This window comes from Kovacikia sp. CALU 1929 (assembly GCF_056784235.1).
In genome coordinates this window covers 57,225-83,035 of sequence record NZ_JBXBCF010000068.1, presented here as the reverse complement: position 1 = coordinate 83,035, position 25,811 = coordinate 57,225, and the positions used below count along the sequence as shown (strand labels likewise).

Annotated in this window: 23 protein-coding genes; 20 read left to right on the top strand and 3 right to left on the bottom strand. The window is 49.9% G+C overall.

Annotated features, from left to right (window positions below):
- The first annotated feature begins 27 nt into the window (after window positions 1-27).
- The 5 genes from AC1S52_RS15380 to AC1S52_RS15360 all read left to right on the top strand — a co-directional run bounded on the left by AC1S52_RS15380 (window position 28) and on the right by AC1S52_RS15360 (window position 3,576).
- The gene (locus tag AC1S52_RS15380; RefSeq protein WP_482029905.1) at window positions 28-507 is read left to right on the top strand and encodes a hypothetical protein; all 480 of its coding nucleotides are present in this window, start codon (window positions 28-30) and stop codon (window positions 505-507) included.
- Between the two features lie 140 nt (window positions 508-647).
- Complete coding sequence (locus tag AC1S52_RS15375; protein WP_482029904.1) at window positions 648-1,061, top strand: hypothetical protein; 414 nt, start codon at window positions 648-650, stop codon at window positions 1,059-1,061.
- Window positions 1,062-1,113: 52 nt separating this feature from the next.
- Window positions 1,114-1,389, top strand: coding sequence for a hypothetical protein (locus tag AC1S52_RS15370; protein ID WP_482029903.1), 276 nt, complete (start codon window positions 1,114-1,116; stop codon window positions 1,387-1,389).
- A gap of 24 nt (window positions 1,390-1,413) precedes the next feature.
- Complete coding sequence (locus tag AC1S52_RS15365) at window positions 1,414-1,611, top strand: hypothetical protein (protein WP_482029902.1); 198 nt, start codon at window positions 1,414-1,416, stop codon at window positions 1,609-1,611.
- A gap of 243 nt (window positions 1,612-1,854) precedes the next feature.
- Window positions 1,855-3,576, top strand: a complete 1,722-nt coding sequence (locus tag AC1S52_RS15360) for an SLC26/SulP family anion transporter (protein ID WP_482029901.1) — start codon at window positions 1,855-1,857, stop codon at window positions 3,574-3,576.
- Window positions 3,577-3,661: 85 nt separating this feature from the next.
- Here AC1S52_RS15360 and AC1S52_RS15355 read toward each other — a convergent pair whose 3' ends face one another.
- A complete protein-coding gene (locus AC1S52_RS15355; protein ID WP_482029900.1) occupies window positions 3,662-5,119 on the bottom strand; it encodes an ammonium transporter in 1,458 nt (485 codons plus the stop codon).
- Between the two features lie 308 nt (window positions 5,120-5,427).
- On the opposite strand from AC1S52_RS15355, the gene AC1S52_RS15350 reads away from it, so the two are divergent.
- Both AC1S52_RS15350 and zds read left to right on the top strand, forming a co-directional pair.
- On the top strand, window positions 5,428-6,159 hold the full coding sequence (locus AC1S52_RS15350) for a response regulator (RefSeq protein WP_482029899.1): 732 nt from the start codon (window positions 5,428-5,430) through the stop codon (window positions 6,157-6,159).
- A 149-nt stretch (window positions 6,160-6,308) separates the two neighbouring features.
- Window positions 6,309-7,793 carry a 9,9'-di-cis-zeta-carotene desaturase gene (gene zds / locus AC1S52_RS15345; protein ID WP_482029898.1) on the top strand — a complete coding sequence of 495 codons (1,485 nt, stop codon included), beginning with the start codon at window positions 6,309-6,311 and terminating at the stop codon, window positions 7,791-7,793.
- Between the two features lie 187 nt (window positions 7,794-7,980).
- On the opposite strand, the gene AC1S52_RS15340 is transcribed toward zds, so the two are convergent.
- Window positions 7,981-8,298, bottom strand: coding sequence for a 2Fe-2S iron-sulfur cluster-binding protein (locus AC1S52_RS15340; RefSeq protein ID WP_482029897.1), 318 nt, complete (start codon window positions 8,296-8,298; stop codon window positions 7,981-7,983).
- A gap of 232 nt (window positions 8,299-8,530) precedes the next feature.
- Here AC1S52_RS15340 and AC1S52_RS15335 point away from each other — a divergent pair, with 232 nt between their 5' ends.
- From AC1S52_RS15335 to AC1S52_RS15280, 12 genes are all read left to right on the top strand, one after another.
- The gene (locus tag AC1S52_RS15335) at window positions 8,531-9,007 is read left to right on the top strand and encodes a globin family protein (RefSeq protein WP_482029896.1); all 477 of its coding nucleotides are present in this window, start codon (window positions 8,531-8,533) and stop codon (window positions 9,005-9,007) included.
- Between the two features lie 271 nt (window positions 9,008-9,278).
- Complete coding sequence (locus tag AC1S52_RS15330; RefSeq protein WP_482029895.1) at window positions 9,279-9,962, top strand: V4R domain-containing protein; 684 nt, start codon at window positions 9,279-9,281, stop codon at window positions 9,960-9,962.
- The gene (locus AC1S52_RS15325; protein WP_482029894.1) at window positions 9,959-10,279 is read left to right on the top strand and encodes a hypothetical protein; all 321 of its coding nucleotides are present in this window, start codon (window positions 9,959-9,961) and stop codon (window positions 10,277-10,279) included. Before AC1S52_RS15330 ends, AC1S52_RS15325 begins: the two co-directional genes overlap by 4 nt.
- A 129-nt stretch (window positions 10,280-10,408) precedes the next feature.
- A complete protein-coding gene (locus AC1S52_RS15320; RefSeq protein ID WP_482029893.1) occupies window positions 10,409-10,891 on the top strand; it encodes a globin family protein in 483 nt (160 codons plus the stop codon).
- Window positions 10,892-10,945: 54 nt separating this feature from the next.
- Window positions 10,946-11,602, top strand: coding sequence for a V4R domain-containing protein (locus AC1S52_RS15315; protein ID WP_482029892.1), 657 nt, complete (start codon window positions 10,946-10,948; stop codon window positions 11,600-11,602).
- Window positions 11,603-11,628: 26 nt separating this feature from the next.
- Window positions 11,629-13,617, top strand: coding sequence for a serine/threonine-protein kinase (locus AC1S52_RS15310; protein WP_482029891.1), 1,989 nt, complete (start codon window positions 11,629-11,631; stop codon window positions 13,615-13,617).
- A gap of 144 nt (window positions 13,618-13,761) precedes the next feature.
- Entirely contained in the window at window positions 13,762-14,472 is a 711-nt protein-coding gene (locus AC1S52_RS15305) for an NnrU family protein (RefSeq protein ID WP_482029890.1), read from the top strand.
- 57 nt (window positions 14,473-14,529) lie between these two features.
- Entirely contained in the window at window positions 14,530-14,898 is a 369-nt protein-coding gene (locus AC1S52_RS15300) for a thioredoxin family protein (protein ID WP_482029889.1), read from the top strand.
- Window positions 14,899-14,952: 54 nt separating this feature from the next.
- Window positions 14,953-15,669, top strand: a complete 717-nt coding sequence (locus AC1S52_RS15295; protein WP_482029888.1) for a J domain-containing protein — start codon at window positions 14,953-14,955, stop codon at window positions 15,667-15,669.
- A gap of 165 nt (window positions 15,670-15,834) precedes the next feature.
- Complete coding sequence (locus tag AC1S52_RS15290; RefSeq protein WP_482029887.1) at window positions 15,835-18,927, top strand: PAS domain-containing protein; 3,093 nt, start codon at window positions 15,835-15,837, stop codon at window positions 18,925-18,927.
- An 8-nt stretch (window positions 18,928-18,935) separates the two neighbouring features.
- Window positions 18,936-20,549, top strand: a complete 1,614-nt coding sequence (locus AC1S52_RS15285) for a hybrid sensor histidine kinase/response regulator (RefSeq protein WP_482029886.1) — start codon at window positions 18,936-18,938, stop codon at window positions 20,547-20,549.
- Window positions 20,550-20,821: 272 nt separating this feature from the next.
- Complete coding sequence (locus tag AC1S52_RS15280) at window positions 20,822-23,038, top strand: PhoX family protein (protein ID WP_482029885.1); 2,217 nt, start codon at window positions 20,822-20,824, stop codon at window positions 23,036-23,038.
- A gap of 17 nt (window positions 23,039-23,055) precedes the next feature.
- Here AC1S52_RS15280 and AC1S52_RS15275 read toward each other — a convergent pair whose 3' ends face one another.
- A complete protein-coding gene (locus AC1S52_RS15275) occupies window positions 23,056-23,655 on the bottom strand; it encodes a retropepsin-like aspartic protease family protein (protein WP_482029884.1) in 600 nt (199 codons plus the stop codon).
- Window positions 23,656-24,420: 765 nt separating this feature from the next.
- Between AC1S52_RS15275 and AC1S52_RS15270 the strand changes: the two genes are divergently transcribed.
- A complete protein-coding gene (locus AC1S52_RS15270; RefSeq protein ID WP_482029883.1) occupies window positions 24,421-25,785 on the top strand; it encodes a glycosyltransferase family 4 protein in 1,365 nt (454 codons plus the stop codon).
- Window positions 25,786-25,811 lie beyond the last annotated feature (26 nt).

Below are 25,811 nucleotides of genomic sequence, written 5' to 3'. Positions count from 1 at the left end.
CTTCGTGAATAATCCAGGTTAGAAGGTATGGCGTTAGGATTTACCCAATGGTTGGTACTACGACGCTACATCAAACATGTGGGTTGGTGGGTTGTGGCAACTGGAATTGGTGCGATTATTGCATGGCTGATTGGCTTGAAAGTCATAGTCATGCTGACCCTGATTTTCTTTGATGGGGTAGCGACTGAACCAACACCGTTTGCGCTATTGAAGGCAGTTTTTTTTCTGGGAGCCTGGGTGGGGGCAGTATTGGGACTTGCTCAGTGGTTTGTACTCAGAACCCATGTTCGTAAAGGGATTACGTGGGTGGCTGCCAATGCATTAGCCTGGGGGGTAGCACTGCCGATAGCCTTGATGGGAGCAACCCTGGCGCAACCGGGAGAATTCACAATTCAAACAGCACTGATTGGAGTTGCCACAGGAGCCACAACCGGCGTGGTCGTTGGAGTAATTACAGGAATTACATTATTTTGGCTCTTAAAACCTCGGTTACAGAGACATTACTGAGCATTGCATTGCCCCTACCAGACACCGACCACGCCGTTGAAACATCACCAGAGTGTTGAACCCTGTGGAAGATGGATTTCCTCACAAGTTCCTCAAATTTGAGATCTACTTTAAATGGTGAACCTGAAGCGGAGTCCGTCATGGTTTTCCTCAAAGGAATCGTGGTTTGGATCATCATGATAGTTGCGGAAACGCTGCATGGAACGGCTCGTAACCTATGGCTTGCCCCTTATATGGGTGATCTCCCTGCTCGTCAGATTTCGTTTTTCACCGGTTCTATTCTTATCCTGGCGATCGCCACTCTTTTCGTACAGTGGCTCCAGGCATCGCGCGCTCAATTGTTTAGGGTGGGTATACTTTGGGCGCTCCTCACTTTAGCGTTTGAGATTAGTCTGGGGCGATTGATCCTGGGCTATTCGTGGGAGCGCATTCTGGCGGACTACAACCTGTTGCAGGGCGGCTGGATGGCGCTGGGTCTGGTCATTCTGATATTGGCTCCTCTGATCGCTACACAGGTGCGAGGAGTGTTGACCCATCGGAGGCAAAGCGTTTAGTGGAGGAATATTTATATTTTGTTTCAGCAACGCCCGTTTTACTGAATCCCAAGTGGTCGATTTGCATATGTTGGGGGTGGCTGGCGTGTTTAGAGGTGCTTTACTGGCGACATTACACGGTTCGCTGGTGATTTCCAGCCTGCACCAACGCACGACTGAGAGCGAGTCGGAAGTGGCAGGTTATCAATTTGGGCAGCCTTATGTCACCTATAACTTTCTCTCAGGACACTCTGGCTTTCTGGGACGACTGCTGATTCCCTGGCTGGCTATCCGTAATCACCGCACGTTCCACTTTTTGCTGGTCGCTTTACCCACAGTCGTTATCTAGTGTGCCGCTTTAGGGGTCGGTGTGGTGGCATTCAACCTGAATGGCTTTAACTTCAACCATTCCCTCTCTGACAGCCGGGGCGCATTGATTAGAACAGATGCCGATCTGATCAATCGCGCTAATCTGGGGATTCAAGCGCTCCATGCGCCCAATGTCCATCATTTTCCCAATCTGTTGTCTGCTGGAGAGTCGGTACCCGTCGTCATGACAACGGCAGGTTGAGGATCCGTCCTGACAGGGAAAACCTTGTGCGGACTACAGCCCATCCAACCCAAAAGATTCTTTAAGAAGCTTGAAGTCAGGAAAATTAAACATGAGAAAATTACGGCGATTTGCACTTGAGCGAATCGCAAGATTGGGCAGTCGTTCCTTGTCCTTCAAGACCTTGCGCTTCAAAATAACTGGCGATCGCGATTGGTGCCTCAATCTCAAACGACTAACCGTTACTAATGAATTCGTAAGTCCGTGACTACAAAGCTGAAAACACCAATCACTGTAAGATTCCGCCTGGTGGGCTTACACCAGCTATTGTCCTATCAGCGATCGTGGTTGCGTGGAGACGTGCTGGCAGGCATCACCGTAGCTGCCTATCTGATTCCCCAATGCATGGCGTATGGAGAACTGGCAGGGGTTGAACCTGTAGCGGGGTTATGGGCAATTCTGCTGCCGTTAATTTTCTACACGGTGTTTGGGTCATCCCCTCAACTCTCCATTGGTCCAGAATCAACTACGGCTGTCATGACCGCAGCGGCGATCGCTCCACTGGCAGCAGCCGATGGCAGCAACTACGCCAGTTTGGCTGCTCTGTTGGCTCTGGGAGTCGGTTTAGTCTGTTTGATTAGCTATGGTGCCCGATTGGGGTTCCTGGCAGATCTGCTATCAAAACCAATTCTGGTTGGCTATATGGCAGGGGTGGCGGTGATTATGATCGTCGGACAACTCGGCAAAATTAGCGGCATCTCAATCCAGGCAGAGAGCGTGTTGGGAACGGTAGGTGAATTCTTGCACAGGTTGAATCAAGTTCATTTGCCAACGTTGATTTTAGCGGTTCTGGTTTTGTGCTTTTTGTTCATTGTGCAACGTCGTTTTCCCTCTGCCCCGGTTCCATTACTGGCAGTGTTACTCTCCACCGCAGCCGTTGTTCTGTTTGATCTGGATCAACAGGGGGTGGCGGTGGTTGGTGCCATTCCAGCAGGCTTACCAAGCTGGGCTTTGCCCAAGATAGCGGTTCAGGATGTGCCAGCAATGGTTGCTTCTGCGATTGGCATTGCCATTGTGGGCTATTCGGATAATGTGTTGACTGCCCGTGTTTTTGCCACCCGCCATCACTACAAAATTGATGCCAACCAGGAATTACTGGCGTTGGGGATTGCCAACCTGGGCAATGGATTAATGCAGGGTTTTCCGATCAGCAGCAGCGGCAGCCGCACGGCGATAGGTGATTCCCTGGGTAGCAAATCCCAGCTATTTTCACTGGTGGCACTGGTGGTCGTTATCCTGGTTCTGTTGTTTTTACGTCCGTTGCTGGCACTCTTTCCCACGGCGGCTCTAGGGGCAATTGTCATTTTCGCTGCTACCAAACTGATTGAGATTTCCGAGTTTCACAGATTACGCCGATTTAGAGGCAGTGAATTTGCCCTGGCTCTGGCTACACTCGCGGGTGTGTTAATCACCGATATTCTGGTTGGGGTTGCCGTGGCAGTCAGTTTATCGGTCATTGACTTGTTCGCTCGTATCGCTCGCCCTCACGATGCGGTTATGGGTCAGGCTCCAGAGATTCCTGGACTGCACGACATTGAAGATTGGGAAGGAGCCATTACCATTCCAGGTCTGGTGATTTACCGTTACGATGCACCGCTCTGTTTTGCTAACGTGGAAAACTTCAAGCAGCGTGCCCTCCAGGCGATCGCAACTGAAACGGTTCCCGTAGAGTGGTTTGTATTAAACACAGAAGCTATCGCTGAAGTGGATATTACAGCAATTGATACGCTATCAGAACTGATTGATGAATTAGCTAGCCAGGGCATCACATTTGCAATGGCACGAGTCAAACAGGATCTTTATGCCCAACTCAAGCGATCGGGATTGTCGCAAAAAATTGGACGTGATTATATCTATCCAACCTTGCATACAGCGATCGCCGGATTTGAAGCTCGTCATCCACACTCCAGCGATCGCTCAACATAAAAAACTAACGCCTGGATTGGTTCAAGAATAACTGCACGGGAAGCCAGAAATAGCTCCCATCGCCTATTTCAGCCCTATGGGCAGCTTAGTTCTCTGACTCTACAAAGCCACTGTATGCCTCCATCCCGTGCTCACTCAGATCCAATCCCTGGAGTTCCTGATTGGGGGATACGCGAATTCCAATGGTGTACTTCAAACCAACCCAGGCTACTAAAGCAAACAGGGCGGTAAACCCCCCGATCGCAAGAATACCAACGAGCTGAGCAAAAAGCTGCTGCAAGTCCCCACTCAGCAGTAAGCCAATGCCTGGACCAACACCCTCACCATACCAGCTATAAATGTTAGGTCCTACACTGAATAGCCCAACCGCTAACGTTCCCCAGATACCACATACCAGGTGAACCGAAATTGCCCCTACCGGGTCATCTATCCGCAACCGATCCAGCACCGTCACTGAGAAAACCACAATCACCCCAGCCATTAGCCCAATAATGGCAGCGCTGCCGACTGTGACATAGGCACAGGCAGCGGTGATACCAACGAGTCCTGCCAGAATGCCGTTGATGATCATTGATAGATCAGGCTTGCCTAAATAGAGCCAGGACGCGATTGTGGCTCCAATCCCACCCAATGCCGCAGATAGGTTCGTGGTGAGAATAATGTGTCCAATCTGTTCTGGGTTGGCGCTCAGGGTAGAGCCGGGGTTGAAACCAAACCAGCCCAGCCAGAGGATGAGACACCCCAGGGTAGAAATACTCAGGTTGTGGGCAGGCATTGCCACTCCCACCCCTCCGCGATAGCGACCCAAACGCGGCCCCAACAGGATTGCGCCCATCAGTGCTGCCCAGCCGCCAACCGAGTGCACAACCGTCGCTCCGGCAAAATCATAAAAGCCCAGGTTAGATAGCCACCCATTTCCCCAAACCCAGTGCCCGGTAATGGGGTATGTCACTCCAACCAGCAACAGGCTGAAGACAAAAAAAGCGAGAAAGCGAATTCGTTCAGCAACCGCGCCGGAAACGATAGTCGCAGCAGTGCCTGCAAACGCCAGTTGAAAAAAGAACTTGACGCTCAGGGGAATGCTTGCCCAACTGAGGGAGTCAAATACTCCCTGATAGCCAACTCCAGTCGTCGGGCTATTGTCAGCCCCCACCAAAAAGAACCCGCTAGAACCAAAGTAGGGGGTACCATCCCCAAACATAATGCCAAAGCCGATCGCCCAGTAAGCAACCGTGGACAGCGCAAACACAATCAGATTTTTTGCCAGCAGGTTAACGGCATTCTTGCGGCGACAGAAGCCGGTTTCCAGCATACAAAATCCGGCATTCATAAAAAACACCAGGACTCCAGCAAAGATGACCCAGAGGGTATCCAGCACCACCTTGACTTCGACCGGAATGGGGGTTGAAGCAGGCTCTACTGCCCCCCCACTCCAACAAAAGCCAAGCAGGAGAAAGGGGGCGATCGCCCAACCAATCCCCCCCCTCAAAAATTTTTGAAATCCAGGGAATCGTTTCGATTTCAACTTCAAGCGCTTTGGCATAGGTTTTCGGGACCTCGTAACAGGCAAAACACACCAGGGAATTTGAGGATTCATCTTGTACCCAACTGTACGGATGCAAGTGCATTCCAGGATACCGATTTATCGGATTCTTCCTCGGTACTATTATTGGGTAGTACCTCACCCTTTTGAGGGAAATTATTTCGCTATGCAGACTTTTAAGACAAAATCCTTCTGGGATTTTTCTAGTACTCCCAGGCACAAATCTGGATACGTTGACCTAAATATTTAGCTCCTTTTGAACCCTGCATCCATGCTCTACCAACAGCTCTACCCATTCATCAAAACCTATGGCTGACTCACAGAAGCTTGTTCTGATGGTGCAGATGACGAGAATTCAGGGACTCATCTGGCAAACGGTGCTCAAGTCTCAGCAGCTTTCTGTTATCTGGGAAACTCCAGATATAAATTTGTTTGACAGCATTACTCAACTTCAGCAGGCTGGACTTGCTTTACCAGACTTGCTGCTGATTGATGTCCGAATGGATCACTTTAACCCCTACGCCTTCTGTCGCTGGTGTCAGCAAAACCATCCGACCGTCAAGGTGATCTTGACCAACCCTTCTCAAAAGGAAATCCTGCCCTCTGAGCGACAGTGGGCGGTTCATCAGGGTGCATCCGACTTTTTACCAGGGTTTCAACTGGAGAACCTGGTTAGCAGTGTTGCTTTTTCGGTCAAGCGTGTTTTGGATATTTTGGATAGCCATCCATTAAATAATGGCGCGCTGATCTCGGTGCTGCTGTCTATGAAGCGACAGCTAGATGCGCGTTCAGCAGTGCGTTCTCAACTTCAGCCAGATCCCCCGAGGGAACCTAAGAAAAGGGCGATTCCTCTAGACCTGCCTGAAGAGGTACGACTGGAAGTGAATGGTCACTCCCCCTCTGGTTATGAAAAAGACAGTTATTACCTGGGTGAAAATTCCCGTGTCCGTTCCACCAGCAAGCCCAAATTCTTAGAAGAGGGCAGCCCGGTTGAGCCTGAATCGCCACCTGTTCGGCGTTATCGAGGATTGATTTATTAATAAAGCAGTAATTGGTAGGTTCCGGCTTAGACCTCCGAGGTTTTCAAAACCTCGGAGGTCTGGAGGGTTTGAGGTTAACCGACCAGAACCCTATATCCTCAAAAGCATTGTTACTTTACAATATTTAAGGAATTGTAAAGGACAGATAGATGCGAGTTGCGATCGTTGGGGCGGGGCTGGCGGGGTTGGCAGCAGCAGTAGAGCTGGTCGATGCTGGACATGAGGTTGAAATTTTTGAGGCACGCCCCTTTGTCGGAGGAAAGGTCGGTAGCTGGGTCGATGCCGAGGGTAATCACCTGGAGATGGGTCTGCATGTCTTCTTTGGTTGCTACTACAATCTGTTTGACCTGATGAAAAAAGTGGGTGCTTTTCAACACCTGCGGCTAAAGCCGCACACCCATACCTTTGTGAATCGAGGCGGACAACTAGGCGCACTGGATTTTCGCTTCCTTACAGGTGCCCCATTTAATGGGCTAAAAGCATTTTTCACGACTTCTCAGCTTTCTTTACAAGACAAAGCGCAAAATGCGATCGCCCTTGGCATCAGTCCTCTGGTGCGGGGCTTAATCGACTTTGACGGTGCCATGAAAACAATTCGTAACCTGGATGGCATCAGCTTTGCTGACTGGTTTCGGCAACATGGCGGTTCTAACGGTAGCCTTAAGCGGATGTGGAATCCGATCGCCTACGCCCTGGGCTTTATTGATACTGAAAACATCTCTGCCCGCTGTATGCTCACGATCTTCCAGTTTTTTGCCGCCAAAACGGAAGCCTCGGTGCTTCGAATGCTGGAAGGTTCGCCGGATGAATACTTACACAAACCGATTGTTAAGTACCTGGAAGAACGGGGTGTGCAGATTCACCTGCGCCGACGAGTGCGTCAGGTGCTATTTGCAGAGCAGGCAGGACAGACCCATGTAACCGGCTTATTGATTGGCAAAAGTGAAGCCGAAGACAGCTTTGCCGAAGAAACCATTACTGCCGATACCTACGTCGCTGCCTGTGATGTGCCTGGAATTCATCGCCTCCTGCCCCAGGAATGGCGCAAATGGAAGGAGTTTGACAATATTTACAAGTTGGAAGCCGTCCCCGTCGCCACCGTGCAACTGAGGTTTGACGGTTGGGTCACAGAACTCAACGATCCAGACCAGCGCCAGCAACTCAAACAAGCCGTTGGATTGGACAACCTCCTCTACACCCCCGATGCCGATTTTTCCTGCTTTGCTGACCTGGCACTGACCAGCCCCAGCGACTACTACCGGGAAGGACAGGGTTCTCTACTACAACTGGTGTTGACTCCCGGCGATCCCTTCATTAAACAGAGCAACGAGGCGATCGCCCAGCATGTACTCAAACAGGTGCATGATCTATTTCCCTCTTCCCGTGAACTGAGCATGACCTGGTCCAGCGTCGTTAAACTTGCCCAATCCCTTTACCGGGAATCCCCCGGTATGGACCTCTACCGCCCCAGCCAAAAAACGCCCATTCCTAACTTCTACCTGGCTGGTAGCTACACCCAGCAGGATTACATCGATAGCATGGAAGGAGCAACCATTTCTGGTAAACAAGCCGCCGCCGCCATCCTGGAACCTACCGGGTATCGGGTTAAAGGGACTGGGTTATTTAAATATTAAGCCTGGTGTGCAACTGGATAGCCAAGATCCCAGATATTTCGTTGAACCTGGTTCAATTCACCTGAACAATCCTGCCTAAACCAGCTACCAGATTGTTCAGGAACGGACACTGAGGATACAGCCATTTTCGGTCCTGCTTAACACACTTCCCTGACACCTACACCTGACACCCGACACCTAACACCTGCTACAAGTAGAGCGCAGACTGATACAAAACCTTCTCCTGATGGGTTTCCAGGGTGCAATCAGACAGAGGCGTTCCGACACAGGTGATCACATAGCCCTGTGCCACTTCCTCTGGACGCAGGAACTTTTGTTCACTCTGATCGACCTCCCCCTCAACCAAGCGGGCAACACAGGCAGAACAGTCGCCCTGCTTACACCCCGATGGCAACCGAATCCCCGATTCCTCGGCAATATCCAGAATATATTCCCCATCCGGAACCGAGATTGTAGAGTCGAGACCTGCTTCCGAGTTCAAAAGTCGCACTTGATAAACCGTCATCTCCAAATTCCTCAAGATTTGGGGAGCAACCGTGCATCGTTTTTTTACTATAGCGATCGCCAGGATAGATAAGAAACTGGATCAGTGCCCATTCCACCCTTACAACAATCGAGGTCGCTCGGCCGGATCGAGCAATCGCCGTAGGCAGCTTCCCTCAAATGTTTCAAATCATGTAGGAAAGGGAATCCTGAAACCATGTTTGTAAAGTTACATTAACTACAGGAGATCGGTCATGCTGAGTCCAATGTATGCTCTGGACACCCAAATGGACGGACGATATGCCACTGACTCAGAACTTCATCTGGCTGGGAAGTACGTTGAATCTTACACTCTACGCCTCAGCGCCTATCGTAAGATTCAGGCAGCCGAAACCCAAATTGTGCAACAGGTACAGACTCGCATTCGGCAAATTGACCCCAATATTCTCGTTTATGACCGGGTTGATGTCAGCAAAACCTGTGAGCGAGATCTGCTCTATGTCCTCCGCTACTCCGCGATCGCCCTGCTGACCAACTCTACAACCCTCCTGGAAGAGCGCGTCCTCCTCTGGCTTCAGACCATCATGCGTAGTTTCAAAGACCATCAGCGTTGCTGTGATTTGACCTACCGGGTCATGCAAGAAGTGATAACGGAATACTTGACTCCGGCTGAAGCGGCTCTCTTTTCCCCCATTCTTGAACTCGATCGCCAGTTCCTGGGCACCCGCTAAATCGATAAGAATCTTTACCTGGATTCCCTTGTAGAAGTTAGATCCTTAGGGCACGGGGAATATTAATTTAAGAGCAGACATGACAATGCATCTGTCCTTCCCTATCTCAGGCGCTTTAGCTGACAGTTTGCTATCTTCGCCCCAGATACCCTACCCAGGTGGTGCTGAATAGCCGTATGAGTTGAAACTTCGTTCCAATTCATCCAACTTCTAATTCATCCCTAGAATCAGCAACGCCCCTACCCACTCAAACTATTGCCGAGAGATAATTATGGTAATTGCAAATCCTTACCAAAATTCCGCCAAGCTCAAGAACCCCAAAAAGCATAACCACTATGGGTTTCGTGACTTTTTCCAGTTCGATACTGAAAGGGGCATCATCACCGACTGGAATGATGGTCAAAATGTGCTGACAACGGAAGACTTTATCATTGGTCTGGTCGAAGGTTTAGAAGAAGAAGTGGGCGATGCTTCCGCCGTCACCATGTACACTATCGGCTGCGAGTGGGGACAGAAAGATGCTTTCTTCTTTGAAAAATGGTTTCAGAAAGAGTTTGACCGCAACATTCGCCAGACCAACCTGCTGTTTTTGTTAGAAACCTGGTGGTGGCCCTTCACCTCCCAGGGGTGGGGACGTTGGGAAGTAGACATGGGCGATCGCAAACAGGGCTTCATGTTCATCAATATCTTTGACTCGGCGATCGCTCGTACCCTGGGAGATGTGGGCAAGCCGGTCTGTTTTCTCTACGCCGGTTTGTTTGCTGGCTTTTTCACCGAAATGGTGAAAAAACAACTGAGCTGCATTGAAATTCAGTGCTACTCCATGGGAGAAACCTACTGCAAGTTCCTTCTAGGAGGTCAAGACCGAATTGATGCCGCGTCCTTCTGGCTCAACGAAGGGGCAACCGCAAAAGATATCGAGAAGCGTCTGCGGTCAGGAGAACTAGTGCGATGAGTACCATGACCCTACCCCACACCAATGGTTCTGCCGCTTTCCGTCCCTCCGAAGCTTGGCTGCAATCCTCTGTCCAGAAATTCTTCACAGGTATTAACTGGGAGGATAACCCGCCAGAAGTACAGGAGGCGAAGATAGCATCGTCGGAATCCGGTAATGCCGGTCCGCTCAATCTGACAATGCCCGTGAACCAGTTCTTTGCCACATTCAATTGGGATGGGAGTGCGATCGCTGGTGCCGTTCCCCAACAGCAGTCCTTCAGCCAGACACCCAAGCCGAACGAAATCACTCTCGATGACTTTTCAAGTCTCTTTTAGAAAGGATGAAGGATGAAAGCTGAAGGATGAATGTCTACTTCCCTTCTCTTTGCTCCTATCCTTTGGAACAAGCCATACATCCTTCCTCCTTTATCCTTCCTTCTTTATCCTTCTTCTTTCCTACTTGCCATGCACCCCCAAATTGAAGCCATTTTCGACCAAGCCGAAAGCCGCTACCTCAACCCTGAAGAGTTAAACCTGATTAACCAGTATGTTGACTCATTGCCGGAGCGATTGGAGGCATATCGCGCGGTTAGAGACCACGAGTTGGAAGTGATGCAACAGGTAGCCGACCAGTTGCAGGCGGCGATGCCCCAGGAAAAAATTGAAAATCTGGAGCGCAGTATTAAAAATGCCCTCTTGCTTCTCCGCTATTGCTCGATGGGAATGTTGCTGAATGATGAATCCTTTGTCCAGGAAAGGTTGCTAGGCTGGTTACGCGGAACCATGAGCGTCTATAACACTCAGGCAATTGACACTACCCTTCATCGCCTGTTAAATCAACGCCTCTCCCAAACCCTCAGTGCAACCCACATGAACCTGCTGGCTCCCTTTCTGTCAATGGCTCAGAATACACTACTGCAAAACACTCCGTCTCCCGCGATCACCTGATTTTATCCTTCATCCTTCCTCTTTCCCCCTCCCCCCCTCTCCTGGTACTAAGCTATGATTTCCGTCGCTGATCTACTCGTTGATAACCGAATTCCCGGTAACTACTACGCTACCGATGCCTATGTGCGAAGTGACCTGGAAATGGGCTTGCTGGAAAACCGTCGCGGCGATCGCCTGCTGGCACTTCCAGAGACCTTGATCCAGGCAATTTATGCTGGATTGGAAAAAGAAACGGGTCAAGCATCCCGCCTAGTCTTACGCAACTGTGGGCGCTGGTGGGGCAAAAACTTTTACATTCGCTTCCGGGAAGAACTGACCGAGTATTATGGTACTGCTCTGGCTGATATGCCAATGGCAGAGTTTTTGCAATGCCTCCAAGCCTGCTGGATTACCTATGGCTGGGGCAAGATTGAACTGGATCAGTCCCATCATCAACGTGGTTTTCTAGTGATTAAAACCTGGAACTCCCCCTTCGCCCGCCTCGCTCCCAAGGGTGAACTGCCTGTGTGCCATCTGGAAGTAGGGGTTTTAAGCGCATTCTTCAGTCAGTTAACGGGTAAAGACCTGTCCTGTGTCCAAACCAGTTGTGAATCGCAGGGGGCAGACTGTAACCGCTTTATCCTTGGTCTAGCTAAGCGTTTAGGATCGGCTGAGAGCATGGTAGAAGACCACCAAGATCATGACACCATTATGGAAAAACTTTATGCTTAAACCATTACTTTCAACTCCTTAATGATGTGTCAAACCTCCTTGTAAAAGAGCTGAAAAGCTCCAAGTATCGGCTTCTGGGGCTGGTCGGACAAGGACAATTCGGGCGGGTTTATTGTGCCAGTCACCGTAGAACAGGTCATCTTGTTGCCCTTAAAGAGCTAGGCAAAGAACGGTTTCCAACTCATAAGTTCCTGCGCGAACTGCGCTTTTTGTTGAGCTTACAGCATCCCAATATTGTTAACTGTCGCGCCCTGGAGCATACGCGCACTGGGCGCTATTTAGTCATGGATTACTGTGAAGGTGGAACCCTGCGCAGCTTGATGGAGGAAGACGTTCGACTGCACCCTGCCCATTGCCTAAAGTTAGTTGGGGACGTGCTGGCAGGATTAGACCATGCCCATAGTAGGGGAATTATTCATTGCGATATAAAACCAGAGAATATTTTATTGACGGTACAACCAGACGGATGGACCGCTCGGATCTCTGATTTTGGGATTGCCCGCTTGAGTCAGGAAATTTCCAAGGATGGTACGGGTAATACCGGTTCCCCTGCCTATATGGCTCCTGAACGGTTTTATGGTCAGTATTCCCAATCCTCCGATCTTTATGCAGTGGGTATCTTGCTGTTTGAGTTGCTGACGGGCGATCGCCCCTTTTCAGGGCAACCGGCGGAGCTGATGTCGGCACACTTAAACCAACCCGTCAAAATTCCTGAAACCATTCCACCTGCTCTGCAAAGGATAATTTTCACCGCACTACAAAAATTGCCTGCCCGTCGATTTCATTCTGCTATAGAGATGTTGACGGCAGTTGAATCAGCCGCCACGAATTTGAAATCTGAATTCAGCCAAGAGTGGGCGCGCATCAGCCTCTTGCAGTCAACGATTCATCTACCCATCTGTGCATTTAAACCCCTGCGCCAGGAAACTTTGCAGGCTAACGTGAAGCAGTTAGTCGTAAAACTGCGATCAGCTCAACCAGAACGGGAGACTGAGTTCAGCAACCCCAACCAGGATGACCTGATCGATCTTCAAACAGGTGAAAGAGAAAATGAGAGCGATCGCATCTACCGAGTTTTTGGCAGTTATGTCGGGTATCAGAGCTATCCAGAGGGGATCTTGCAGCCTGATAGCCATCAGGACGATGACATCTTCCTGACGACGATTCGCTTACCGGATAAGGTGCAGCAGTTGGTGGTGCGTTCCCAGGGATGTTTTGCAGTGACCCAGCGTTCTGTTTATTGGCTCCCGGCGGGGCTATTGCAGTCGCAGGTTGCCCAGCATGGGCAAAAACACCTACAGCAAGGAGGGGGAAATCGATTCCCAAGTCAACATTTAGTGCCTCATTTAATCGCTGATTTTCGCAAAGACTTTGCTGTGGCGATCGACCCCAAGGGTCAGTGGATGGCAACGGTGCCCTTAGAACCCACCCAAGGGGTCATAGAGTTAAGCTTCTGGCACCTGACTCGAATGCATCTGGTTAAGACCATCACCTGCCCTTCCAGCCATCTCTTTCAACTGATGGCACTGGATTCACGCCATATCGCTTTGTTTTCCCATACTGTAGATCCGGCGAGTAACACCTGTATTACGGGTGCTTTGGCTGAAGTATTTACCCGCCGGGGTAATGCGGTTGGGTCTCTAAAACTGCCGGTTCCTTTGCATCATTTACTAGCCAGCCCAACCCCTTACCGATTGCTTGGGCTAGAGCCAGGACATCCTAATACCGTTTTGCTGATTGACCTGAAACCACTCCGGATTTCACGTATCGGACTGGAAATTTCTCCGATTCTGGCAGCGGCAAACGACTGGGGCTATATTTTGATAGCGACTGATGGACAGATTGTCCTGCTAGACAAATATGGTCAACCAGTAGGACGGATTCAGGGTCCCCCCAACCCGGTCGCGATCGCGCCCCTCAACCCCTACGGTCTATTAATCTCCACCTGGGAAAATGGACAGGGAAGCCTGTACACTGTGGATCTACGCCAGCTAGATTTAGAGTTTATGTTTTAGAAGGGAAGTTTGCGGTTTGAGTTGAAAATGACCAATGACCAATGACCAATCACCCCTTTCTTCCCCTTAAAAACTCTCAACTTTCAACTAAAAACTCCTCCTTCCCTTCCTCCCACCATTCCCTGTACCCTATCTCTATACCCTATGCCCAACTGGTTAACGCCCAGCCACTTGATTATGCTTGGGCTGTTGATGACTTTTGCGATCGCTCACAGTGGACTGGCTGCCCTACGCGATCGGGGTGAAAAATTGATGGGTCCCCGTTTGTATCGGGTGCTGTTTGCGCTCGTCAGTCTCCCTCTGGCAACGGTACTGATCATCTATTTCTTTAACCACCGCTATGACGGACTCCAATTGTGGCAGGTGCAGGGAGTTGCCGGGGTGCAGACCACTGTTTGGGTGCTATCTGCCCTCTCATTTCTGTTTCTCTACCCGGCAACGTTTAACCTGCTGGAAATTGCCGCAGTTCAGAAGCCCCAGGTGCATCTGTTTGAGGCCGGCATTATTCGGATTACCCGGCATCCCCAAATGGTGGGACAAATCATCTGGTGTATTGCCCATACCCTGTGGCTGGGGACATCCTTTATGGTGATCACCTCAATGGGGCTAGTGTTGCACCATGTGTTTGGGGTCTGGCATGGCGATCGCCGTCTCCTGGCTCGTTATGGTGCAGCGTTTGAAGCGGTAAAAGCCAGGACATCCGTGATTCCATTTCTGGCGATCGTTCAGGGCAAACAATCCTTCAGCCTGCTCGAATTTCTTCGACCTGCTTACCTGGGAATTGTCGCCTTTATATTACTGATTTGGTGGGCACATCCTGTGCTGATTCGTGCAACTGGAAGCATACCCTGGTAGGATGATCCCTAAAGAGATATAAAAATCAGAGTTATAGAAAGGAAACTTGTGATCTCAATGGGTGAACAAACATTTGAACAAGAAGTTTTAGAATCTACAACTCCGGTTCTGGTTCATTTTGGTGCTCCTTGGTGCGGTCCCTGCCGCATGATTGAGCCACTCTTGCTCCGGTTTCAATCTGAGTGGAACAAGGGTTTCAAATTTATTGGAATCAATGCGGATGAAAATTTGAAGCTATCAAGCCATTATCGGATTACCACCTTGCCAACCATTTTGTTTTTTCAAGGAGGTAAGGTCATCCATCGGCTAGAAGGGCTTTATAAACGAGATGACCTTCAGGTAGAACTGCAAAAGTTCATGGGGGGTTCTCTGCAAACCAGGGCTTCGGCGATCAATGCCCAGCCTCTAAAGCCGCTCAGGTCGTGAACTTACTCATGTTCAAGTCTTTTTCCTCTTTCCTGCGAGCGGTAAGATAGCCCTATGGCTATTTTTGATCATTACCGCACTCTCAATGTCAAACCAACGGCGACCCAGGAAGAAATTAAAAGGGCGTATCGGCGTTTGGCGAAGCAATTTCATCCTGATAGCAATCGGGAAACTTCTAATCACGAAAAGATCGCAAAGGTCAATGCGGCTTACGAAGTGTTGGGCGACCCAGACAGTCGTCGCTCCTACGACCATCAGCGTCAGTACCATTCTCAGCTAGAGTCTGCTGGGTTTACGGTGGATGAGTCTAGCCGCGAACAGCGAACGGCTGCTGCCCAGGCACGTTACCGGCAACAACGCGCTGCTCGGCAAGCAGACGAACAGTTACAGCTATGGTTAAATCGGGTTTATACTCCGGTCAGTCGCATTATTCAGCAGATTTTGAAACCGATACGGGAGCAGATTGATGATCTCTCAGCCGATCCGTTTGATGACGAACTGATGGAAGACTTTCAGAACTATCTGGAAGACTGCCGCGATCGCCTGAGTCGGGCTGAAGCCATTTTTCGGTCTTTACCGAACCCACCCAATGTGGCTGGCGCGGCTGCCAGTCTTTACCACTGCCTGAATCAGGTGAATGATGGGATTGAGCAGTTTGAGTTTTATACTCTCAACTACGATGAGTATTATCTCCACACGGGGCAAGAACTGTTTAAAATTGCCGCTGGTCTGCGCCGGGAAGCCCAGTCAAGTGTGAGGAAGATTGCTTGATTGGCTATCGATCGCCTCATCAGATCCTCATAATCTCTCAGTAGTTTATAGAGATGGGAGGTGTGGGTGTCAGTCTTTGACATGAGCGCTGAGCCGAATGGTGTCAGATGTTAGATGTTAGGTGCTTTTGCCCATTGCCCATTCCCAGAATCTTAGAAAAGTGCCATGAGTAAGCGAGTTGTTCAAGCGGCGATCTCCTTCGTCATGCTGATGGGGGTAATGGTTCTGGTTGGCTGGCAGTTTGAGATTGAACTGTTGAAACATGGGCTTCTGGTCAGTCCTTTTACGATGAAGGGGAACACAGCACTGTGCTTTGTCATTGCAGGAATTTCTCTGGCTGCATTGCAGATTAAACCTCAGGCGCAAAATTCAAATCTCAGACATGGGCTGAAGATTTTACCCCTAGTGGGGGCAGGGTTCATTACCCTTATCGGTACTCTCACCCTCAGCGAGTACTTCTTTGGCTGGAATCTTGGCATTGATCAGTGGTTATTTCGAGATCGGGTAGCCGCCATCAGCACACCTTACCCAGGCAGAATGGGAGAAACATCAGCCCTGAATATGATGCTGATTGGAGTTACCCTGATACTATTCAGGCAAAATCGACGGCAGAGTGATTGGTTGGCTCAACTATTGAGCTTTCTGATTGGTTTGATTGCGTTGGTGCCACTCGTCGGGTATTTGTTTGAAATCAGCGTTCTTTATACGTTTGACGTGCCTTCTACAGGAGTTGCCTTTAGCACAGTGGTCACATTTCTGGTGCTGAGCCTGGGACTACTGTGGACTCGACCACGACGGGGGCTGATGCAAACGGTGAGCAGTCCCCTGCTGGGAGGGGCAATGGCGCGGCGACTGCTGCCCTGGATGCTACTCTACCCACTTCTACTGAGCTGGCTGATGTTGCAGGGTGAGCAACGGATATGGCATGACCCTGCACTGACCCATGCCTACCGCATTTTTCTCCTCACCATTAGCTTTTCGGTGCTGATCTGGTGGACTGCCCGATCGCTCAATCGCACCGATTCCCAGCGGCAGCGGGCTGAAAAAGCGTTAAAGCAGTTGAATCGATCACTGGCAAAGGGGGTGGCAGAGCGCACCGCAGAACTGGCAGAAACCCAAACCGTTCTCCAAGATATTTTCAACAGTGCGATCGCCTCTTCAATTGTGCGCTTCCGTGTATTTCCTGATCGAGCCTGGAAGTATGAATACCAATCGCCGGGTTGTGAAACGCTGTTTGGCTATCAGGCAGAAGAAATTTTAGGCGATCAAACCTTTTGGTTATCGCAAGTGGTTCCAGAGGACTTGGAAACCGTCATGATGCCGCTGTTTGAAGCGATTTTTGCTCGACGCACCACAACGGTTGAATATCGCTTTCGTCACAAAGATGGTTCCCTCCGCTGGATCTCTGGCACCTATACCTCGCGCCACGATGAAGCGACCAATAGTTGGATAGTCACTGGCGTTAGCAGCGACATCAGCGATCGCAAACAGGCAGAGGCATCCCTGCGGGAGAGCGAGGAGCGATCGCAACTGGCATTTGAAGCCTCTGGTGACGGGTTGTGGGATTGGCACATCACTACGGGCACCGTCTATTACAGTCCTCTCTGGTTGGAAATGTTAGGCTATGCTGCCGATGAGTTGCCCCAAGATTTCAGCACCTGGGAACAGTTGGTACACCCGGACGACATGGGCTGGGTCAGGGAGATTCTGGCAAAGCACTTGCAGAATAGCACGGTACCCTATCAGTTTGATTACCGGTTGCGAACCAAACTGGGCACCTGGAAATGGGTCGCCGATTACGGCAAAGTCGTTGTCCGAGACGAGCAAGGCAATCCCTTGCGAATGCTGGGCACCCATCGGGATATTGATGTGCGTAAACGTGCTGAAGAAGCGTTGCGGCAGAGTGAAGCCAGAAGCCGCGCTTTAATTAATGCCTTACCCGACTTGCTGATCCGGATGCGCACAGACGGCACGTATCTGGATTTTCATAACAACAGTGGCTTTCAGGTTTATCGGCGCTATGACGTTTATGAAGGCGTTACGGTGTATAACGCACTCCCCCACCATCTGGCAAACCAGCGGATGGACTATGTGCAGCAAGCGGTGCAAACCAGCAAGCTTCAGGTGTATGAGCAGGAAATCATGGTTGCGGGCAAAAATCGAGTCGAAGAAGTACGAATCGTGGTCTGTGGCGAAGCTGAAGTGCTGGTAATTGTGCGGGACATCACCGATCGCAAACGCGCCGAAAAAGAACTGGAACTACAGGCTATCGTCACTCGCAGTATGGCAGAAGGCATCTGCCTGGTGGGGGCAGCAGATGGGGTGATCGTTTATACGAATCCCAAATTTGATCAGATGTTTGGCTATGACCCTGGTGAGCTTGCAGGCAAAAACGTTGAGATTGTCAACTACCAGGATGAACACACCACTGCTGGCGAAGTCGCCCAGATCATCATGCAAACCATATTGACTAAAGGGGAAGCCACCTATGAAGTTCACAATCTTAAGAAAGATGGTACTCCCTTCTGGTGTCGAGCAACCGCCTCCACCTTTGAACATCCCGAACATGGCACCGTGTTCGTGGTCATCCAGCAAGATATTACTGAGAGCAAGCAAGCAGAAGAGCGAATCAACGCTTCCCTCAAGGAGAAGGAAGTCCTACTTCAGGAAATTCACCACCGGGTCAAAAACAATTTAGGAATTGTCAGCAGTTTGCTTCAGATGCAACTCAGACGCACCCAGGATGCTGAGGCAGTAGCCATTTTGCGCGATAGCCAGAACCGTATTGCCTCGATCGCCCTCGTCCACGAAAAACTCTACCGCTCTGAAGACCTGGCAAATGTGAACTTTGCCCAATACATTGCTGACCTGACTGCCCATTTATTTTCGTCTTACAATATTCGTTCGCGCCAGATTCAACTCTTGACTCAAGTGGATGAGGTTTGCCTGGATATTGAAACTGCCATTCCCTGCGGCTTAATTATCAATGAACTGATTTCGAATGCGCTAAAGTACGCCTTTCCTAACGAGCGGGGGGGGCAAATTCGGGTCAGGCTCTACCAGGAAGGAGAAAACGCGATCACGCTTCTGGTCCAAGACAATGGCAGTGGGCTTCCACCAGACTTTGACATCACCACAACTCGAACATTGGGCATGACTTTAATTCAGGGCTTGATCCAACAATTAAGGGGAACGATCGCCATCAACCGTGACCAGGGCACTGAGTTTAGAGTTTGTTTTTCTGGAAATATTAGGTAACCATAAAAATGGCACTCGAAAATAATTCCCTGATCATGTTTAGTTCCCCAGCAGACTCGACTGACTCAACCACTCAGATTCTAGTTGTCGAGGATGAGTACATTCTGGCTCTTAATCTGCAAGAAAGCCTGGAGTTTCTTGGCTATGGGGTGGTAGGGATTGCCGACTCAGCGGAAGCCGCGATCGCAAAAGCGCTTCAGCTTCAGCCTGATCTGGTTTTGATGGATATCCGGTTGCGGGGTGAAGCCGATGGCATTCAGGCAGCCGAGCACATCTGGAACAACCTGCAAATTCCCGTTATTTATCTCACTGGGCATTCTGACAAAAGTACGGTAGAGCGGGCATCCCAAACCCTTCCATTTGGCTACATTCTGAAACCTGTGAATGAACAGGAACTTTATGTTGCCATTCAAACTGCCGTCAGGCGCTGTGAACGAGAGCAATTTTTGAGTACAGTGCTGCGAGGGATGGGAGACGGGGTGATGGTCGTTGATCCAAAGTTACAGGTTAAATACCTCAACCGGGTGGCTGAAACATTGACCGGGTGGCATTTAGCCGCAGCCATCGATCGACCTCTAATCAATGTGTTTAACCTGGTGGATGAGCAAACCCGGCTTCCCGTAGAAAATCCGATTGTGACTGCCCTTCAGCAAGAAACCACAGTTTATATCAGAGATAGCCTCCTACTTGTCACCAGAGACGGCACGCTGATTCCCATTGCCGACAGCGCCACTCCCTTGAGAGACCCCCGAGGCAACGTCACGGGGGCTGTTATGGTGTTTCGAGATGATACCCAACGGCGACTGGTGGAAGAACGCAACCTTGCCCTGGAGCGCAGTCACCAGCAGGAAACTCAAATTGCTGAACTTGAACGCCTCAACCAATTGAAAGATGACTTCCTGGCAACCACATCCCATGAACTGCGCACACCCTTGTCAAATATTAAAATGGCGGTTCACCTGCTGGAAACCATCCTAAATCAGCCAACAGGCATGGAATCCGAGATCCATTCAGATCCGCAGTCGGTGGCTCGCTACCTTAAAGTCTTGCACGAGCAGTGCGACCAGGAGTTGAATCTGGTCAACGATTTACTGGATATGCGGGCAATTGAGGCAGATTCCTACCCCCTGGATCTGATTCCCATTCATCTGCAAGATTGGCTTCCTCAACTGATTGAGCGATTTCAGAAACGCTCCGAAACGAATCAACAAACGCTTCAGGTCACGACTGCTCCAACCCTTCCGCCCCTGCTTTCTGATCTGCATAGCGTCACCCGCATTATGTCAGAGTTGTTGAATAACGCCTGTAAGTATACGCCTCCTGGTGGAGCCATTCTGGTGTCAGCATCCTCCACTGCCGCCTCCATCCAGATTTGTGTGACTAACTCTGGGGTGGAAATTCCCTTAGAAGAGCAGGAACGAGTGTTTGAACCGTTTTACCGGATTCCCAAGAGCGATCGCTGGAAACATGGCGGCACGGGCTTAGGATTAGCGCTGATCAGAAAATTAACCAACCATTTAGGTGCCACCCTGTCAGTTTCCAGTGCAGCAGGCCATACAACCTTCACAGTAGAATTTCCCATACCTCCTTCAGGGTCTCCCACCCAAAACCCAGAGATCTGAAAAATGCGACTGAAAGTAATATGACCGAAAATAATACGTCTAAAAATAATGTTGCTGAAGTCTGAATAAACCCGTCTATTGTGAACTTCTCTTAACCACTGGATCATGATTCCTTAATCCAGTCGAGCTAAAGTCGTGGAAAAAGCATCTGCTGAAAAGCCTATGCATAAAGACTTTCAGATGATGTATAACCGTAGCCATCAGGGTTAGGACACAAAGCATACCATCTGAATACACCAGCCTTTCACCGCTAACCCCAACACCTGCTACAAATGACCCTCAATCGCAGACATTTCCTCCTGTTTTTAGGCGCAACCCTTGGCACAACCGCGTGTGGTGTATTTCAACAAACAGGACAGCAGCCACCGAGCGATCGCGTCATTAAACTGGCATTTCAACCGATTAAATCTCCAATTCCGCTTTCAACCAATGATGTGGCCGCTGCCGAACAGGTCACAAATTTCAGCACCTACGAAGTACTGGATGACCTGGTACTGCCAGAAGGGTACACCTACCATGTCATCGCTTCCTGGGGCGATAGTGTCGGCAATTCGCGCTTTGGCTACAACAATGACTACCTTTCCTTCATCGAAACGGAAAAGGGGGAAGGGTTACTGGCAATCAATTTTGAGTACATCAGTGCCATCCCCTGGCTCCAGACTTATCCAACGGTGATTGGTAAGGCTTTGCCAATAGCAGAAGTGCAGAAAGCCGTTGAAGCCGCGAAAAAAACAACCAAGGGAAATCAGCCTCCCGGCTTAAATGCCCATGCATTGGATGAGCGGGATCCACTCAAGGCACAGGTCGAGATAATTTGCCGAGAGGCACTAATTGACCAGGGTGTTGGCGTGATTTCGATTCGTCGAGAACCCAGCGGCGCTTGGAAGCGAACCTACTCCCTCCGCGATCGCCGCATCACGGGCATTTCCGGTTTAACCGATGAACGCTATTTAAAGTCAACAGGTCCCGCTGTTGCAGTCTTCCGCAAAACCAGTGGGAAAGGCTATATTGACAAGCTGGGTGACAGGATTATTGGCACCTTTCAAAATTGCGCTGGGGGCACCACTCCCTGGGGAACGGTGTTGAGTGCGGAAGAAAATTTTCAAGGGCAGGTGCCCGAACTGGTTTATCCAGATGGCACCTCCTTTGACCCCAAAGAGCGTCCATTTACCATTACCAGCGAAGAGTTAGGCGGACTGGGTAACGTTTTTGGGCTGGCAGGGAACAAATACGGTTGGATTGTGGAATTTGACCCGGCAGACCCACAGGACAACGGCACAAAACATACCTGGCTGGGGCGCTACCGCCACGAAGCCGTTGGGATTCGGGTAGTGGCAGGCAAACCGTTGGCGTTCTATTCCGGGTGCGATCGCCAGGGCGGACACCTCTACAAATTTGTCAGCCAAAATCCAGTCATCGATCCTACAGACAAAACCAACTCTAAACTGCTGTCCGAGGGGATGCTTTACGCGGCTCAATTGAATCCCGATGGTACCGGAAGCTGGATTCCCCTGACAGTCAGTACCCCGGTAAATCCCATTCCACCCACCTTCCTCAGCGGAGTCATGCTGCCCCTGCCTAAACGTCCAGAGGGCGGCATCCTTAAAGCAGAGGATGATAAGCAAATCGAAGCATTTAAGCAAAAATTCAAAACCCTGGGTGAACTCTATACCGGCAGTGCCCAGGAAAAACAGGGAGCAATCTTAATTGATGCTCACTATGCGGCAAATGCAGTCGGTGCTACCTGCACGGCTCGCCCCGAAGACACAGTTGTAGGAGCCGATGGTTCCTTGCTGATTGCCTTTACCTCAGGCAGTATCGGTAAAGAAACTGGTAGCCCCGATATGCGCATTTTCAAAGGACCGGACGGCAGTTCCGCCTACGAATTTGGTTGGATCATGCGGCTAACGGAAGATAACAACGAGCCAACCGCTCGCTCCTTCCGTTGGGAAATGATTGCCACAGGCGGCGAACCTGCCAGCGGCGGGGCGGGGTTTGCCAATCCTGATAATCTGGCATTTGACCCCAACGGCAACCTCTGGATGGTCACCGACATGTCCTCTGGCACGATGAACCGGGCAGTTCCCGACAAACGAGTTGAACCAAATGGAAGAGTGATTAGCCAGTCCCATCTACGGGGCATCTTTGGCAACAACTCCATCTGGTATATGCCACTCTCAGGCGAAGCAGCAGGACAGTCATTTTTGTTTGGCATAGGTCCAATGGACTGCGAAACCACCGGACCCTGCTTTACCCCCGATGCAAAAACCTTATTTCTATCGGTTCAGCACCCAGGAGAGGTCAACGGCATCAGAAAAGATATGGCAGTAGAAACTCGTCAGTTTTCCCTCCGTACCACGGAGGGGCAAGCGTTCATTCAAACTCGCCAGGTACCAATCGGGTCAAATTGGCCCACAAAACAACCCAATGATCCACCAAAACCTTCAGTCGTCGCAGTTTCTCATCAAGAGAACCAGGCGATCGCTTGATGGGAAAGTCAGAAGTCTCAACGCCGATAAAACTCCACAACATGCTGCTTGATCTTGACATCGTAATTGTCAAAGAAGTCATGCCCTAGAAGACCGATATCCGTTTTTTCAGCGATCGCAACCTGGACATTTCTAACTTCAGCCCCACTGACTGACATGGAACGCACCTGCGCCAGCGGCATCACGACCACCCTGCCATCTGCCATTTCAAACTCGCCAGCACCCGTAATTGGGAGTTTCAAAGCGCTTGCCATCCGACGGGTAATTAAGGTGCCATCTGCCCCCGTATCGACAATCATTTCAAAGGTCTGATTGCTGTTGAAGGTCACATCAATGACCGGGGTTTTGCCCATACGGTACTTGATTTTTGCTTGAAACATGTTCCCAGCAGGGGCACTGGTGGGGGCATTCCTAGTCGTGGGATTGCTGCGTGCCGGTGGAGTACCCCCACTACATAACTTATCGAGACCTACCACTCGCCCTGAAGACGTTACCATGTAGCAGCTATCACTCTGGGCAGATACCTGGGACATTTGCAGCAAAACGCTCACTCCTGGCGCGATCGCCATCAACGCAAAACCAGCAAACGACAGCAGCCGAATGGAATTTTTTTTCACCTTGCCTCTCCCTGGGTTTGTGCAATTGCCCGACTGTATAACAAACGAATACTCCCTATTGTCGAAAATTTGAGCGATTTTTTACCATCTCTAGAAAGCATTTATGGAATCTTATTCTGACAGAGGCAGGGGTGCCCTGAAGACTCTGGTACTGAGTAGTTGTACTGGGTAGCCATTTAGTATGGTTACCCGGTAACTTCACGTATTATTTGAAACAATGTACGGTATACGAAAATGGCACTATATAACGCTCAAAATCTGTATACTTTGCTCCACAACCGCCAGAATTACCTGGATATTTTTATTTGCTTAAATGTACCACTTTAGGTAGATGCGAGAAACTACTTACTCTACAATTTGGTTGTTTAAGTGTTACCTAATGGTTTTTATGAACCTATTTCAGCCAGGTTAGAAAAGCGATTAAATCACAAATACGAATTCCGAAAATTCTCGTACATATAGGTTTCAAGCATTGTTTCAAAGTACCTAAATAACAGCCAAGTTCCCCACCAAACAAAGGCTTTACAAAAAGTTCACAAATGAAAGATTATGGTCATTCTGAATAGCTCTTCTCCGGATACTCGTTGAACCCTCCGTAAAGTTGTGAAGATAGTGAGTATTCAAGATTGCAGAGTAGCCACTACCTGGCACTTAGCCTTTTCCATACTTGCCTGACTCGGTTCGTCTGACTCGGCACTGGAAAGGCGCTTCTGCAAACCTGAATGCTCCCTGAACATGTCACAGCAAAGGTTCAAGGAGTTTGCAATGGTGAAGAAATCCGCACCGAAAACGCTGGATTTAACTAAATCAGGGTCTTCACCGACAAACTGTCAGACAGTTCAAAAACAACCGGAAAAGGTTTTCCGGCTTTCCATCTTCACGCAGTTCTATCCACCTGACTTTGCTGCAACCGGTCAACTAATTGAAGAACTGGCAAATCACCTTAAGAATCAGGGTATGCAGGTGAAAGTCTTTACTGGACAGCCAGGATACGCATTTAGCAAAGCATCTGCGCCGGTTAAAGAGGAGTCTGATTTACTACACATTCGGCGATCGCGCACCGCCAGACTTTTTCCCAACCAGATCCGGGGAAAAGCCATTAATGGGCTAATGTTTGCCCTTCGCTCTGCCTTACACCTGCTAAAACCCAAAAACCACGGGGATGTCCTGCTGCTGACCACAGCACCTCCGTTTCTACCCATTTTAGGCTATCTTGCCCACCTGCTCTTTGGTGTTCCCTACATCTGTTTGCTTTATGACCTCTACCCCGATGTAGCCGTTGGGCTAAACGTGGTCTCTGAAAACCACTGGATGGCTAAAGCCTGGGATTTCATCAATCGCTGTGTCTGGAGAAAAGCTGAGGGTGTGATTGTTTTAAGTTCCTCCATGCGGGAACGGATTATTGCCAAATGTCCAGAAGTTGCTGACAAGATTTCGGTAATTCATAGTTGGGCAAACCCCAACTGGATTGTGCCGATGCCAAAGGAGCGCAACTGGTTTGCACTTAAGCATCATTTAGCTGACAAGTTTACCGTCCTTTACTCCGGCAATATGGGTCGCTGCCATGACATTGACACGATCTTGGAAGCAGCGGTTGAGCTTCGCGCTGAACCGATCCAGTTTGTGTTCATCGGCAATGGCGCAAAACATGAATCATGCATTGACAAAGTCAAACGGTTAGGGCTAGACAACTGCCTATTTCTACCTTATCAGGATAAAGCGGCTCTGCCCTATTCCCTTACAGCCTGCGATCTATCCCTGGTCAGCATTAGCCCTGGGATAGAGGGTTTGGTTGCTCCCAGCAAGTTCTACTCTGCGCTTGCATCCGGCAGACCGATCGCAACCATCTGTGAGCGGTCTTCTTACCTGCGTCAACTGATTGCCGATGCCAAATGCGGCGCATCCTTCGACAACGGTGATGGGCAAGGACTGGCTGAATTTATTCACCGTCTGGCAACAAACCCTGATCTGGTTACAGAGATAGGCAATACAGGTCGTCGCTATCTGGAGGCACACTTCACCCCTGAAGTCATTTCCAGACAGTATTCTGTAATTCTGCGGCGGGCAGCCATGAAGCGAGAAATCGTCTCTTTGCCACCCCAACCCTCCGTCAACGGACCTTTCTCTTAGCCTTTTTGGGAACGTAAATCAGCAAA

Coding starts and splice junctions, on each gene's coding strand:
- AC1S52_RS15380 (WP_482029905.1), top strand. CDS start 28: ATGGCGTTAGGATTTACCCAATGGTTGGTACTACGACGCTACATCAAA.
- AC1S52_RS15375 (WP_482029904.1), top strand. CDS start 648: ATGGTTTTCCTCAAAGGAATCGTGGTTTGGATCATCATGATAGTTGCG.
- AC1S52_RS15355 (WP_482029900.1), bottom strand. CDS start 5,119: ATGCCAAAGCGCTTGAAGTTGAAATCGAAACGATTCCCTGGATTTCAA.
- AC1S52_RS15350 (WP_482029899.1), top strand. CDS start 5,428: ATGGCTGACTCACAGAAGCTTGTTCTGATGGTGCAGATGACGAGAATT.
- zds (WP_482029898.1), top strand. CDS start 6,309: ATGCGAGTTGCGATCGTTGGGGCGGGGCTGGCGGGGTTGGCAGCAGCA.
- AC1S52_RS15340 (WP_482029897.1), bottom strand. CDS start 8,298: ATGACGGTTTATCAAGTGCGACTTTTGAACTCGGAAGCAGGTCTCGAC.
- AC1S52_RS15335 (WP_482029896.1), top strand. CDS start 8,531: ATGCTGAGTCCAATGTATGCTCTGGACACCCAAATGGACGGACGATAT.
- AC1S52_RS15330 (WP_482029895.1), top strand. CDS start 9,279: ATGGTAATTGCAAATCCTTACCAAAATTCCGCCAAGCTCAAGAACCCC.
- AC1S52_RS15325 (WP_482029894.1), top strand. CDS start 9,959: ATGAGTACCATGACCCTACCCCACACCAATGGTTCTGCCGCTTTCCGT.
- AC1S52_RS15320 (WP_482029893.1), top strand. CDS start 10,409: ATGCACCCCCAAATTGAAGCCATTTTCGACCAAGCCGAAAGCCGCTAC.
- AC1S52_RS15315 (WP_482029892.1), top strand. CDS start 10,946: ATGATTTCCGTCGCTGATCTACTCGTTGATAACCGAATTCCCGGTAAC.
- AC1S52_RS15305 (WP_482029890.1), top strand. CDS start 13,762: ATGCCCAACTGGTTAACGCCCAGCCACTTGATTATGCTTGGGCTGTTG.
- AC1S52_RS15300 (WP_482029889.1), top strand. CDS start 14,530: ATGGGTGAACAAACATTTGAACAAGAAGTTTTAGAATCTACAACTCCG.
- AC1S52_RS15295 (WP_482029888.1), top strand. CDS start 14,953: ATGGCTATTTTTGATCATTACCGCACTCTCAATGTCAAACCAACGGCG.
- AC1S52_RS15290 (WP_482029887.1), top strand. CDS start 15,835: ATGAGTAAGCGAGTTGTTCAAGCGGCGATCTCCTTCGTCATGCTGATG.
- AC1S52_RS15285 (WP_482029886.1), top strand. CDS start 18,936: ATGGCACTCGAAAATAATTCCCTGATCATGTTTAGTTCCCCAGCAGAC.
- AC1S52_RS15280 (WP_482029885.1), top strand. CDS start 20,822: ATGACCCTCAATCGCAGACATTTCCTCCTGTTTTTAGGCGCAACCCTT.
- AC1S52_RS15270 (WP_482029883.1), top strand. CDS start 24,421: ATGGTGAAGAAATCCGCACCGAAAACGCTGGATTTAACTAAATCAGGG.